This is a genomic window from Hazenella coriacea (assembly GCF_004341825.1).
Lineage (GTDB): Bacteria > Bacillota > Bacilli > Thermoactinomycetales > Thermoactinomycetaceae > Hazenella > Hazenella coriacea.
The window spans coordinates 1-12,295 of record NZ_SMAG01000007.1 but is presented as its reverse complement, the minus strand read 5'-3'; the positions used below and the strand labels follow the sequence as shown (position 1 = coordinate 12,295).

The following is a 12,295-nucleotide window of genomic DNA, read 5'->3' as shown; positions in this document are numbered from 1 at the left end:
GTACCTTTGATTGAGTTCATTTGGGGAATCAGTTAACATGAGAAAGTGTGAGGGGGATGTTCAGATGTCTGAGAAAACGTTTAAAGAGATGCAAAAAGAGGTAGATGACTATATTAGTCAATTTAAGGAAGGATATTTTCATCCTTTATCGATGCTAGCTCGGATGACAGAAGAAGTAGGAGAGTTAGCGAGAGAAGTGAATCACCATTATGGAGAAAAACCAAAAAAGCCAGGTGAAGAGGAAAACTCGATTCAAAATGAATTAGGAGATCTTCTCTTTATTATCACTTGTTTTGCTAATTCACTCAATATTGATTTAGAACAAGCTTTTGATGAGGTTATGAACAAATATCGGACTCGTGATGCAGAACGATGGACTCGTAAAGATGAAGCCTAATCGAGAACAAGGGATAGAGGAGAGAAAGAATCATGAGTATTCGTGTCATCGTAGCTGGAGCCAATGGAAAAATGGGACGAGAAGCTGTGAAAATGATCACTCAATCTGACCATATGTCTTTAGTGAGTGCAATATCTCGCTCCCAAGAAGGACAAGATGTGGGGGAAGTACTTGGATTAAAGTCTTTAGATATCAGTTTTGAAAGGTCTCTCATGGATGCTTTGGCTAAACATGAGGCAGATGTACTCGTTGATTTTACGACCCCATATGTAGTGAAGGATCATATGGAGCTGGCGATTCAATCTGGGGTTCGTCCTGTAGTTGGGACAAGCGGACTGACGGAAGAAGATTTGGAGGAAATTCGCATTCTTTGTGATCAGCATAAGGTGGGAACAATTGTGGCTCCTAACTTTGCCATTGGAGCCGTGATGATGATGGATTTTGCAATGAAGGCAGCTAAGTATCTTCCACATGTGGAAATCATAGAGTCTCACCATGACCAAAAATTAGATGCTCCCTCAGGAACAGCGATGAAGACTGCTGAAATGATTGCTCAACAACGACCTGAGTTTAGACAAGGCCACCCTGAAGAGACTGAGCGATTAGAAGGGGCTAGAGGAGCTTATACACAAGGTTTCCGAATTCACAGTGTTCGATTACCTGGATTAGTGGCCCATCAAGAGGTTTTATTTGGTGGATCAGGACAGTTATTAACGATTCGTCATGATTCCTTCAATCGGGAGTCATTCATGCCTGGAGTCCAGTTAGCTATTGAAAAAGTGATGGACATAGACCATCTGATCTTTGGTCTTGAACATATCCTAGATATATAAGTAGGAAAAGGTGCTCGATCTTATATAGAGGTGAAATAAGTGAATATCGCATTGATTGCCCATGATCAACGAAAAGAACGAATGGTACAATTTGCTATTGCTTATGAATCTATATTAAAAAAGCATCAATTGTATGCCACAGGAACTACAGGAAGTCGGGTTATGGAAGCTACTCAGCTAAAAGTTCAGCGCTTTCTTTCTGGACCATTGGGGGGAGATCAACAAATTGGAGCTTTAGTTGCTCAAAATCAAATGGATTTGATTATCTTTTTTCGTGATCCCCTCACTTCACAGCCCCATGAACCAGATATCCTCGCGCTATTGAGATTGGCTGATGTTCATAATATCCCAGTGGCTACCAATATGGCTTCTGCCGAAATCCTCATTCGTGCAGTGGAGGAAGGCGAACTAGCGTGGCGAAATCTCATCGAACAGCGGTAATATTAAAGAGAGGACTATAAAATGAGTATTGACCTATTAGCATTTGGAGCCCATCCCGATGACGTGGAAATCGGAATGGGTGGAATTTTAGCCAAACATGCTCGTGCCGGATTTACGACTGCAATCTGTAACTTGACAGAAGCAGAGCTATCTTCGAATGGAACGGTACAAAGTCGAAGAGTGGAAACACAAAGAGCCATTGACATATTAGGTGTAACTGAGCATATTAATTTAGGTTTTCCTGATCGTGGTTTAGTGGGAACCCCTGAGCAATTGTTACGAATTACCCAAGTGATTCGACAATGGAAACCAACTATTGTATTGGCTCCGTTCTGGGATGATCGTCATCCTGACCATGTGGCCTGTAGTCATTTAGTTAAAGAAGCAGTGTTTGATGCTGCGATCCGTAAAAAAGAAACACCTGGACATGAACCAGTTCATCGTGTTTCTCAGATGTTTCATTATTTTATCAATGATATCCATGTTCCTGATGTGATTGTGGATATTAGTGATGTGTACGAAACAAAAGTCAATGCATTACTTGCTTTTGAAAGTCAATTTAAACGAGAAGTTGGAGAAGTAGATACCCCGTTAAATAGTCCTACCTTTTTGTCGATGATTCGCGGTCGCGACCAATTATGGGGACATCAAATTGGAGTATCTTATGGAGAGGCGTTAGCTAGTCCGCGTCCACTCAAACAGTCTTTCCTCATTTCTCGATCTTAGTTGTTGGAGGTACTCCATGCGTATCGGAATAACATGCTACCCTTCTCATGGTGGATCAGGAGTGGTCGCAACAGAATTAGGTAAGTTACTTGCCGAACGAGGGCATCAGATTCATTTTATTACTTATGATATGCCTTTTCGATTGGGAAGGTTTCACGAAAATATATCTTATCATGGGGTGGAAGCGAATCGATATGCAGTGTTTAAATACCCACCCTATGATTTGGCATTAGCCAGTCGGATGGCACAAGTAGCCAAGGCTTATCAACTTGACTTACTACATGTCCACTATGCGATTCCGCATGCAATCGCTGCTGTGTTAGCGAAGCAAATGGTAGGAGATCATTTAAAAGTTGTCACGACTCTACATGGAACAGATATCACAGTTTTAGGAGAAGACCCTTCACTCAAAGATATTATTAGTTATGGGATTCAGCATAGTGATGCAGTTACGGCGGTCTCAGATGATTTAGTCAGACAAACCTTAGCCAGCTTTCCAGTGTATCGTTCCATTTATCGTATCTATAATTTTGTTGATACGCGTGTTTATTATCCCCGTAATGTCACAGAGATTCGTAACAAATATGCAGATGATCACGAAAAAATACTGTTGCATATTTCCAATTTTCGGCCTGTCAAACGTCCTAATGATATGATTGATATTTTTTATCAGGTGCAAAAGCAGATACCTGCTCGTTTGCTATTGGTAGGTGAAGGACCAGAAATGCCCAATATTATGAAGAAAGCTAGAGAACTGGGATTAATGAATAAAGTCTGTTTTTTGGGGAAGCAAGATGAGGTAGCTCCCTTGATGTCTCTCGCAGACCTACTTATTTTGCCTTCCGAAAAAGAGAGCTTTGGCTTAGTCGCTTTAGAAGCGATGGCATGTGGTGTACCGACGATTGGTTCTGATGCAGGTGGTTTACCAGAAGTAGTTGTTCATGGGCAGACGGGGTTTTTAACAGAGATTGGAAATGTGGAACAGATGAGTAAGGATGCTCTTTCGCTTTTATTAGATGAGAGTCTTTATTTAGAGTTTTCACAAGCAGGAATGGATCGAGCTCGTACATGCTTTTCGGGAGAGGCGATTGTGAAACAATATGAAGAGTTGTACCAACAAGTCCTAGAGTAGGAGTAGACGCATGAGAAAAGAACGTAAAAGTGCTCAACAGGTGATCCAAGCCTTAAATCAGGTTGGTTATGAAGCGTATTGGGTGGGTGGATGCGTTCGTGATGAATGGTTGGGTAGAGAACCCAAAGATTATGATGTGGCTACGAATGCGTTACCTGAGCAGGTGCAAAAAGTGTTTTCTCATACGATTCCTACGGGTTTGCAGCATGGAACGGTAACGGTAGTGATCGATCGTAACCCAGTTGAAGTGACTACTTTTCGCGTTGAATCTGAATATAAGGATCATCGCCGCCCTTCAGAAGTGAAATTTGTTCGAACCTTACAAGAGGATTTATCACGACGTGACTTTACGATTAATGCCATGGCCAAAGATGCAGAAGATTGTCTTTATGACTATTTTGGTGGTGTATCGGATTTAGAAGCAGGGATCATTCGAACAGTGGGTCAACCAGAGGATCGGTTTCAGGAAGATGCTCTTCGCATGTTACGAGCTATTCGTTTTGCTGCTCAATTCCAGTTTCGTTTAGATGGATCCACTTTAAAGGCAATCCAGCAATGGAAAGGGTTATGTGTGAATTTATCGGTGGAGAGAGTGACAGCGGAGCTGGAAAAGATGTGGGAGGGGGCTAGACCTGATTTAGGGATGAAGCTCTTATTTGATACTGGACTCATCTATGATTTGCCACCATTCCATCGTTATGAGCGATGGAGGCGACTTACCCCTTTGCACCTGACTTACTTGGGGAACAGGAAAGATCGTATTGTCTACTGGGCTTTTCTTTTATGGATGTTTCATACTAAGTACAACCAAGTGGAACAGCGTTGTCAAGCTCTTAAGTTATCGCGAGTGGATCGTTTAGAGATTCAGACTTGTTTCCAGTTGGGACTGGGTTGGTCTTCATTAGATGAAATATCGGGGAAAAAATTGCTATTAACATATGGATTGGAAGCGGTTCAACGAGGTTGGCTATTAGCAGTGATGACAGAAACCGTTGATTTGGACTCGGATTCTATCACCCTTTCGCGACTGAAACAATGGTGGAGTGAAATGCCAATTACTCACCTGAAAGAGCTTGATCTAAGTGGAATGGATTTACTTCAAGCCATCCCCAAAAAAACAGGACCGTGGATTGGGGAGCGATTAAACTATTTATTGGAGCAAGTGGCTCTCAGGCGGTTGGAGAACCGTAAGGATGTTTTGTTAAAGGAAGGATGTTACCTTGAGAAAAGGGATTCGTAATGAGTTAATCGCTGTGTTGTTACAAAATCAAACTCAATTTTTATCCGGAGAAGAGATTAGTCAGAAAGTAGGGGTAAGTCGAACCGCTATTTGGAAGCATATTGAAGAGCTACGAAATGAAGGTTATGAAATAGAAGCTAAACCACGGAGTGGATATCGACTTGTTTATCGTCCAGATCGGGTTGCACCAGAAGAGATCATTCCTCATCTACATACTCAGCAATTTGGTAAAGAGATTCGTTATGAGTTTCAAACTACCTCTACACAAATTGCAGCTCATCAGTGGGCGAAAGAAGGAGCGAAAGAAGGAGCGCTTGTTGTCGCTGAAGAGCAGAGATCAGGAAGAGGACGATTAGGCCGCTCTTGGCATTCTCCTCCTCATACTGGTATTTGGATGAGCCTCATTTTACGTCCCAAGATTCCACTTGCCCATGCCCCTCATATGACATTGTTGGCTTCAATCGGAGTATCGAAAGGGATTCAACGAGTGACGGGTTTACCTATACAGATCAAATGGCCCAATGATCTTCTTATCAATGGGAAAAAAGTATGTGGAATCTTGTGTGAATTAAGAGGGGAACAAGACCGGATCCACTATTTGGTAACAGGGATTGGGATCAATGTAAATACGATGGAAACAGATTTACCTCCGGAATTAAAACCGATTGCCACTTCATTAGCTATGGAATTGGGTTCTTCCGTTCATCGAGCCTCTTTGATCGCGGTTATTTTAGAAGAGTTAGAGCTCATTTACACACAGTATTTAGCCGAAGGTTTCTCTGTGGTGCGAACAGAATGGGAAAAAGCGGCTGGGATGTTAGGACAAATGATTAAGGCACGTACTACACAAGGGGAACTATCAGGAAAAGCTCTTTCGCTAAATGAAAATGGAGCCTTACTGTTGCAGACTGAGCAAGGAGTTGTCCCCATTTATTCAGCTGAGATTGAATGGTGAAAAAAGATTGCAATTTGGTGACATTTTAGGTACCCTAAAAAAGGATATCGGTGGCATCTGTTTCAGAGCTACACGAGACTTCCTATTTATATTTTTTATCTCGATGGACGTTGCTCCCTTTCTATTCCAAAACTTAAATTGAGTTTTTTATTGATAGGGTGCAACAATAGTTCTATGCAAACTAAATCTGCTTCGAGCCATTGGGACGGAGACAGAAGGATGGTTTTTGCCAAACCTACGCCTTTTTCGGTCCGATGACCTAAATGGGCGTTTTATTTTTCTCTGCCCAAGGGCCCTTAAGTGAAGGAGGGTTCTTTTCCCGTGAGCGAATCTCGTAAAAAAGTAACCACACGTACACTGGCAAAGATGAAACAGGAACGTGAGCCGATCGCAATGATTACAGCTTATGATTACCCAACAGCTATGATTGCTGAACAAGCAGGAGCGGATCTACTTTTAGTAGGTGATTCATTAGGAATGGTCGTGTTGGGATACGATTCAACCATTCCTGTAACCCTTGATGATATGATTCATCATACGAAAGCGGTTACGCGTGCTGCGAAGCATTCGATGGTGATTGCTGATATCCCCTTTATGTTAGCACATCTCTCCAAAGATGAAGTCTTACGTGCAGGAGCAAGGTTGATGCAAGAAGCGAGAGCATATGGAGTGAAGCTAGAAGGTGGTTCAGAAATTATTTCAAATATCCAAGCATTAACGATGGCCGGAATCCCAGTAATGGGTCACCTAGGTTTAACACCCCAATCGGTCAATCAATTGGGTGGATATTTAGTACAAGGAAAAGATGTTGAAACTGCGCAACGATTGTTGGAAGAGGCTAAGGGATTAGAGGAAGCGGGTGTCTTTTCCCTAGTTCTAGAATGTGTTCCTGAGGAATTGGCTCAAATGATTGCAGAATCTATTCATATTCCTGTGATTGGGATTGGAGCAGGTCGTTATTGTGATGGTCAAGTCCTTGTGATTCATGATGTTCTCGCCTTGGGTGGTGATTGGCATCCATCCTTTGTAAAAGTGTATGGTGAGATCGGTAAAGCGATGAAACAAGGAGTTCAAACCTATGTGCAAGAGGTTAAACAAAGAGCATTTCCAGAAGCTTCTCATGTTTCCCACCTTTCGTCTGATCTCATTGAACAGCTTTATGGTAGTAAAGAAGGAGACAAATGATGAAACGGTTTATCCAGATCAAAGATCTACAATCTGCATTGCATCTTCAACCTAATCCGGTGAAGATTGGTTTAGTTCCTACGATGGGCTATCTACATGAAGGGCATTTAAGTTTAGTTAAACGCGCAAAGAAAATGTGCGATCTTGTAGTGATGTCAATCTTTGTGAATCCGCTTCAGTTTGGAGCGAATGAAGATTTAGATCGTTATCCACGTGATTTGGAACGCGATGCACGATTAGCAGAAGAAGCAGGAGTTGACTTTCTTTTTCATCCAACAGGTGAAGAGATGTACCCAGAACCCATCGTAACACAGGTTGAAGTTTCTGGAGGAATCACTGAACAATTATGTGGAGCATCCAGACCAGGACATTTCACTGGGGTTGCGACAGTGGTTTCGAAACTATTTCACATCGTTAGACCTGATTGTGCTTTCTTTGGTTTAAAAGATGCCCAGCAAGTGGCTGTCATTCAACAGATGGTTAAAGATTTGAACTTTCCCATTACTATTGTCCCATGCGATATTATTCGTGAACCAGATGGTTTGGCTATGAGCTCACGAAATATTTATTTATCAGAGGAAGAGCGGAAGCAAGCATTAATCCTAAGTCAATCTCTGTTCGAGACGAAGCAAAAGCTTCAATCTGATCTTTTTCAATCAGCGGATCAGGTCAACCAATTTCTTCGTCAACGAATTGAGAGTCAACCACTTGCGGAAATTGATTATGTGGAAACCTTGTCTTACCCTCGTCTCGAACCGGTTAGCGATTTAAAACAACAGCCGATTTTAGTAGCTGTAGCCGTCCGATTTGGAACGACACGATTAATAGATAATATTTTGTTTGACAATGGGAGTGTGTGACATGTTCCGAACTATGATGAAAGCTAAAATCCATCGTGCCACAGTCACTGAGGCCAATTTGCAATATGTAGGTAGTGTGACCATTGATGAAGACCTTTTAGATCAAGTTGATATTTTACCCAATGAAAAAGTACAAATCGTCAATAACAATAATGGCGCTCGATTGGAAACGTATGTGATTCCAGGAGAGCGTGGAAGTGGCACGATTTGTCTAAACGGAGCAGCTGCTCGTCTTGTTCAACCCGGTGATCAAGTCATTATTATTTCTTATGCATGGATGGATGAGGCAACTGCTCGTAATTATCAACCGAAAATAGCGATTATGAACGAAAAAAATCAAGTTGAGATGTTTATTGGTGAAGAAGTACATGGAACGGTTTTATAAATTGCTTATAGCTCATGTCTCCTTTTATTGCGGAGGCGTGAGTTTTTTTATTTACTTGTTGGAATAGAAAAACCTTCCCGTATGGTTTTGTGAGATCCGGTTATACTCCTTATAAAATAGGTCGGATGGAGGAGAGTGATATGAATCATCAAGCGTGGCTGGAAACGGTTAAAGAAGAGTTGGGGGAGATCAAAGATCAATATGCACAATGTCCAGCTGACGAGCGTTCGAAGTGGAGGATTCGATTACAACAAATAAAAAAATCATGTGATCGACTCCTGGAATCTTGGGCATACATTGAAGAGCAGATTGCTACTTTGGTATCTGAATATCCTGATCTCACTTCGGATGAATTAGATTTGGAGGAAGAATGTTTATTACATGAATCAGTGGTTCGTCAGTTTCGACAAGGACAAGGTTATTATGGTTTAACTATGTTTAAGGAAGCGGGTCAATTGTTCAAGCAAGTTGTTAAAGATGAACCAGATTTTTTACTAGGTCGAATTTATTTAGGCTTAAGCTATTTTCAAGAGAATCAATTGGATGAAGCCAGTCAACATTTTCAACTAGTAAGTCAAACCGCTACTCATGAGATGTTTACAGCCTTTGCATATCATATGCTTGGGTGTATTGCAGTTAAACAGCAGGATGATCGAAGAGCCATCAAACTTTTTTCCAAAGTGGTTGATTTAATTCCTGATCAATCGGATGCCTGGTTTAATCAAGGAGCTTGTCATTTTCGGTTAGGGGAATATCATGAAGCCATCCCTTGTTTTTATTATTCATTATCTGTGAATGAAGATGACTGGGAGTCCATGTATTATTTATCTAGTTGTTACCGTTATTTTCAAGAGTGGAGCAGTGTCTCGTTTTGGAGGTTAGCTTCCTATGAAAAAACCCATCACCCAGAAGTTCTTTTATCGATTGCCCAAGATTATGAAGAGATGGGGCAGCCAGAAGAAGCTATTTATTGGTACCAGTGTTTGGTAGACAAAGAACCACGTCAAGCCACCGCTTACTACGGTATTGCATGGAATTTATGGGTTCTTCAGAAGCAAGATCAGGCATTGTTATGGATCAAAAAAGGACTTTCATTATTTCCAAACCACCCTGACTTACTATTAGGTTATATTTGGTTTACCATGATGGATGGGGAGATGGAGAAAGCTGAATCAGCGATGCAAACTTTACCATCAGAGCTTAAAGAGAAACCCATATGGATGGCCTTACGATCACGTTTGTCAATTCAGATGGGACAGTTTGATCATGCGCTTTGTATGGCCCATGAGTTGATTGAAAATGAACAAGCGTCTGTGCAAGCATTGGGTTACTTTCAAAAAGGACGAACTTTGTTGGAGTTAGGGAAAGTTCAAGAAGCGATTTTTGATTTTCAACAGGCACAGAGATTAAGTCCAAAGTGGAAAGACCCTTTATTTTTTGAAGGGATCTGCCATATGATCGAGGGTAGACCACATTCAACGCAAACCTGTTGGGGACAAATGGTTCTCACAAAGATCGAGGTGACATAATGCATACAATGTGGAAAGGATCGATTAGTTTTGGTCTTGTTAACATACCGATTAAAATGTATGCAGCAACAGAAGAGAAAAATATTCGATTTCGCTATCTTCATAAAGAGTGTCAGACTCCGATCAAGATGGTTCGCACTTGCCCTCATTGTGAAAAAGAGGTCTCTTGGGATGAGATTGTCAAAGGTTTTGAATATGCGGATGGAAAATATGTATTGATGGAAAAAGAAGAGTTAGAGTCACTTCAACCAGAGGCGAATCGGGCGATTGAAATCCTTGATTTTGTAGAGTTATCTCAAATTGACCCCATTTATTTCGATAAAACCTATTTTTTAGGAGCACAAGATCCGAATCATAAAGCATATGCACTTTTAAGACAAGCTTTAGATGAATCAGGTAAAATTGGCGTTGCCCAAGTAACGATTCGCTCTAAACAGACATTAGCAGTGATCCGCGTTTATGGTGATTGTTTGGTGATGGAAACGATTTTTTATCCTGATGAGGTTCGAGATTCTAATCAAGTCCCCAATGTTCCTGTGGGGATGGAGCTTCCTGAAAAAGAAATGAAAATGGCGATTCAGCTAATCGAACAGTTGACGACTACCTTTGATCCAGAAAAATACCAGGATGATTATCGAAACGCAGTCGAACAAGCCATCGAGAAAAAAGTGAGTGAAGAAGCAATTGTAGAAGCACCTGGACAAAAACCTGAAAAAATCGTTGATTTGATGGAAGCGCTACAAGCGAGTTTAAATGCTACCAAAGGGAAAGCTCAAAGGCAATCGAATAAAGCAACGGGCAAAAAGAAAAAAGCTACATCATAGAATGATGCAGATCTAAGGAGCTAGGTGGAGTGATCTAGCTCCATTTTTTTAGTTCCCTTCCCAGTAACGAATGTATTCTTCTTTTTGGGTTGGAGTTTTTCGAATTACTTTTCCATATTGGTCAAACTGGTATTCAAACTCTTTGAAGTGGTCAACGATCCATCTTCCACTTGGATCTTCTTCTATATATGTGGAAGAAGCTGGTTGAGACTCGATGAGTTCCATAATGTATTCAGTACGAACTTGAGAGGGGGGTTCCAGTAAGGAAGAAACAGGTTCTTCTATATTCTCATAGAGTGGAACTTTTGCACTTCCTATAGCTAAGCCGATTAACATGAGATTAATGGTGATCGCTGTGATCAAACAAGTCCTAATAAGCACTTTTTGTGATGTTTTCATCCATAACTACCTACCTTATGTAAATAAGAGTAATAGCCCAATTGTCATTGGAGTTTTATGTAATATATATGTTGATAAAATAAGCTTATGAGAATCACTGGATACCATATGTCCATTTTAATAGAGGATATCACTCATTAAATGAACACTGAATTTCTGAAGGGCATATTATATAATTAATCTATTCTTAATTCTAGGAGGTTATCATTTATAATGGTGCAATCCATCGAGCGGAAGAAACGCTCTGAAGAAAAATTACGTTCGATCGGTCTTCATCCTAATCAAAATATTCCAGCGCTTGAAGATGAAACGATGATTCAATTACGTTCTCCACAAGAGGTTGCCTCGAGAGCTTTACTTTTACATGCTTTAATGGGAGTGATTTTTTATGAAAAACCAGAAGAAGTAGTTAGATGGGTACAAAATGAAGGTTTATGGGAGTCACTCACACCCAAGGAAAAAGAAATTTTTTTAGTACCCATATCTAATTTGGATGATGGAGAAAAAGTATGGCGACAAAAATCTCTACAATCTAATTTGTTAACATGGAGAATAGAGGGTCTATGGGTGCTCTTGTGGAGTTTAGGAAAAATAGATCTTCTAGACTTGCCTAAAGTGAAGTGTGATGGGGGATTACTTCGAGGTTGTGTGCCTGAACTAGGGCAATCCGTTCAATCATTTATTAAGGATGCACAGTTTAGAAATATTTCAATACTCTTAGACGAAGTAGATTTTACATACCGGATTCATCGTTCTTTCCATGAAGAAGGAGATCAACAATCTTTTCTACAGTCATTTGATCAGATGATTGTCTATGAGCGAATCCATGCGCTGGCTTGGCTTGTGAACTGGTTAGATGAATGGGATGACTAGAAGTTAATAGAATGATTCTGTTTTTGCTTAATCATCTTGACTTGAATAAAATTTCTTGTAGTAATTAAAAATAATTCTTTCTATCGAGTTGGGTTGTTGTTTTCCTAGAGAAACAACAACCCGACGGAATTTAGATTCATGTGTGACTCATATGGTTTAATAGAGTAACTAACACTTTTCTAACCATTTTGTTGTTAATTGATTTACCTGATGCTTGTGAATGAAGGAGATGATTAGTAGATTGAAAAAAAGAATATTTAAATATTTATTTTCAGTGTTGACTTTATTTCTTGTGCATGATAAATTATTACTTGTCGCCGCAAGATGGTGATAAAGAAAAAATAGATTGATACAGTGTTCCTTGAAAACTAAAGAGTGAAACCATGACCTGTTAATTTTTTGAGAGCATAGAATCAAACAGCCATTTTTGGAGAGTTTGATCCTGGCTCAGGACGAACGCTGGCGGCGTGCCTAATACATGCAAGTCGAGCGGGGAGCTTCGGCTCCTAGCGGCGA

The 12,295-nt window shown here is 40.6% G+C and carries 14 protein-coding genes and 1 rRNA gene; 14 read left to right on the top strand and 1 reads right to left on the bottom strand.

What is annotated here, in order from left to right; all coding sequences use genetic code 11:
* Positions 1-64: 64 nt before the first annotated feature.
* The 12 genes from EDD58_RS11225 to ku all read left to right on the top strand — a co-directional run bounded on the left by EDD58_RS11225 (position 65) and on the right by ku (position 10,507).
* The gene (locus EDD58_RS11225; protein WP_131925639.1) at positions 65-397 is read left to right on the top strand and encodes a nucleotide pyrophosphohydrolase; all 333 of its coding nucleotides are present in this window, start codon (positions 65-67) and stop codon (positions 395-397) included.
* 32 nt (positions 398-429) lie between these two features.
* Entirely contained in the window at positions 430-1,230 is an 801-nt protein-coding gene (gene dapB, locus EDD58_RS11220) for a 4-hydroxy-tetrahydrodipicolinate reductase (protein ID WP_131925637.1), read from the top strand.
* Positions 1,231-1,269: 39 nt separating this feature from the next.
* Positions 1,270-1,671: a methylglyoxal synthase gene (locus tag EDD58_RS11215; RefSeq protein WP_131925635.1), complete on the top strand. Its 402-nt coding sequence runs from the start codon at positions 1,270-1,272 to the stop codon at positions 1,669-1,671.
* Between the two features lie 21 nt (positions 1,672-1,692).
* Positions 1,693-2,397 carry a bacillithiol biosynthesis deacetylase BshB1 gene (bshB1, locus tag EDD58_RS11210; protein ID WP_131925633.1) on the top strand — a complete coding sequence of 235 codons (705 nt, stop codon included), beginning with the start codon at positions 1,693-1,695 and terminating at the stop codon, positions 2,395-2,397.
* Positions 2,398-2,413: 16 nt separating this feature from the next.
* Positions 2,414-3,529: an N-acetyl-alpha-D-glucosaminyl L-malate synthase BshA gene (gene bshA / locus EDD58_RS11205; RefSeq protein WP_131925631.1), complete on the top strand. Its 1,116-nt coding sequence runs from the start codon at positions 2,414-2,416 to the stop codon at positions 3,527-3,529.
* A gap of 10 nt (positions 3,530-3,539) precedes the next feature.
* Complete coding sequence (locus EDD58_RS11200; protein ID WP_131925629.1) at positions 3,540-4,769, top strand: CCA tRNA nucleotidyltransferase; 1,230 nt, start codon at positions 3,540-3,542, stop codon at positions 4,767-4,769.
* Positions 4,750-5,724, top strand: a complete 975-nt coding sequence (locus EDD58_RS11195; protein ID WP_131925627.1) for a biotin--[acetyl-CoA-carboxylase] ligase — start codon at positions 4,750-4,752, stop codon at positions 5,722-5,724. The genes EDD58_RS11200 and EDD58_RS11195 overlap by 20 nt, the downstream gene beginning before the upstream one ends.
* Positions 5,725-6,045: 321 nt before the next feature.
* A complete protein-coding gene (gene panB / locus EDD58_RS11190; protein ID WP_131925625.1) occupies positions 6,046-6,909 on the top strand; it encodes a 3-methyl-2-oxobutanoate hydroxymethyltransferase in 864 nt (287 codons plus the stop codon).
* Positions 6,909-7,769, top strand: coding sequence for a pantoate--beta-alanine ligase (panC, locus tag EDD58_RS11185; RefSeq protein ID WP_243648720.1), 861 nt, complete (start codon positions 6,909-6,911; stop codon positions 7,767-7,769). Before panB ends, panC begins: the two co-directional genes overlap by 1 nt.
* A gap of 1 nt (position 7,770) precedes the next feature.
* Positions 7,771-8,154 (top strand): aspartate 1-decarboxylase, encoded by a 384-nt coding sequence (gene panD, locus EDD58_RS11180; RefSeq protein ID WP_131925621.1) that lies wholly within the window; start codon positions 7,771-7,773, stop codon positions 8,152-8,154.
* 140 nt (positions 8,155-8,294) lie between these two features.
* Positions 8,295-9,683 carry a tetratricopeptide repeat protein gene (locus tag EDD58_RS11175; protein WP_165875947.1) on the top strand — a complete coding sequence of 463 codons (1,389 nt, stop codon included), beginning with the start codon at positions 8,295-8,297 and terminating at the stop codon, positions 9,681-9,683.
* Positions 9,683-10,507 (top strand): non-homologous end joining protein Ku, encoded by an 825-nt coding sequence (gene ku / locus EDD58_RS11170; protein WP_131925617.1) that lies wholly within the window; start codon positions 9,683-9,685, stop codon positions 10,505-10,507. Before EDD58_RS11175 ends, ku begins: the two co-directional genes overlap by 1 nt.
* A 48-nt stretch (positions 10,508-10,555) precedes the next feature.
* Here the strand turns inward: ku and EDD58_RS11165 are convergent, their stop codons facing one another.
* The gene (locus EDD58_RS11165; protein WP_131925615.1) at positions 10,556-10,906 is read right to left on the bottom strand and encodes a hypothetical protein; all 351 of its coding nucleotides are present in this window, start codon (positions 10,904-10,906) and stop codon (positions 10,556-10,558) included.
* Between the two features lie 213 nt (positions 10,907-11,119).
* On the opposite strand from EDD58_RS11165, the gene EDD58_RS11160 reads away from it, so the two are divergent.
* Complete coding sequence (locus EDD58_RS11160) at positions 11,120-11,779, top strand: DUF4272 domain-containing protein (protein ID WP_131925613.1); 660 nt, start codon at positions 11,120-11,122, stop codon at positions 11,777-11,779.
* A 424-nt stretch (positions 11,780-12,203) separates the two neighbouring features.
* A 16S ribosomal RNA gene (locus EDD58_RS11155) occupies positions 12,204-12,295 on the top strand; the annotation flags it as partial.

What these genes read in the sequence shown, in the direction of transcription:
- EDD58_RS11225 (WP_131925639.1), top strand. Translation starts at nt 65, where the DNA reads ATGTCTGAGAAAACGTTTAAAGAGATGCAAAAAGAGGTAGATGACTAT.
- dapB (WP_131925637.1), top strand. Translation starts at nt 430, where the DNA reads ATGAGTATTCGTGTCATCGTAGCTGGAGCCAATGGAAAAATGGGACGA.
- bshB1 (WP_131925633.1), top strand. Translation starts at nt 1,693, where the DNA reads ATGAGTATTGACCTATTAGCATTTGGAGCCCATCCCGATGACGTGGAA.
- bshA (WP_131925631.1), top strand. Translation starts at nt 2,414, where the DNA reads ATGCGTATCGGAATAACATGCTACCCTTCTCATGGTGGATCAGGAGTG.
- EDD58_RS11200 (WP_131925629.1), top strand. Translation starts at nt 3,540, where the DNA reads ATGAGAAAAGAACGTAAAAGTGCTCAACAGGTGATCCAAGCCTTAAAT.
- panC (WP_243648720.1), top strand. Translation starts at nt 6,909, where the DNA reads ATGAAACGGTTTATCCAGATCAAAGATCTACAATCTGCATTGCATCTT.
- panD (WP_131925621.1), top strand. Translation starts at nt 7,771, where the DNA reads ATGTTCCGAACTATGATGAAAGCTAAAATCCATCGTGCCACAGTCACT.
- EDD58_RS11175 (WP_165875947.1), top strand. Translation starts at nt 8,295, where the DNA reads ATGAATCATCAAGCGTGGCTGGAAACGGTTAAAGAAGAGTTGGGGGAG.
- ku (WP_131925617.1), top strand. Translation starts at nt 9,683, where the DNA reads ATGCATACAATGTGGAAAGGATCGATTAGTTTTGGTCTTGTTAACATA.
- EDD58_RS11165 (WP_131925615.1), bottom strand. Translation starts at nt 10,906, where the DNA reads ATGAAAACATCACAAAAAGTGCTTATTAGGACTTGTTTGATCACAGCG.
- EDD58_RS11160 (WP_131925613.1), top strand. Translation starts at nt 11,120, where the DNA reads ATGGTGCAATCCATCGAGCGGAAGAAACGCTCTGAAGAAAAATTACGT.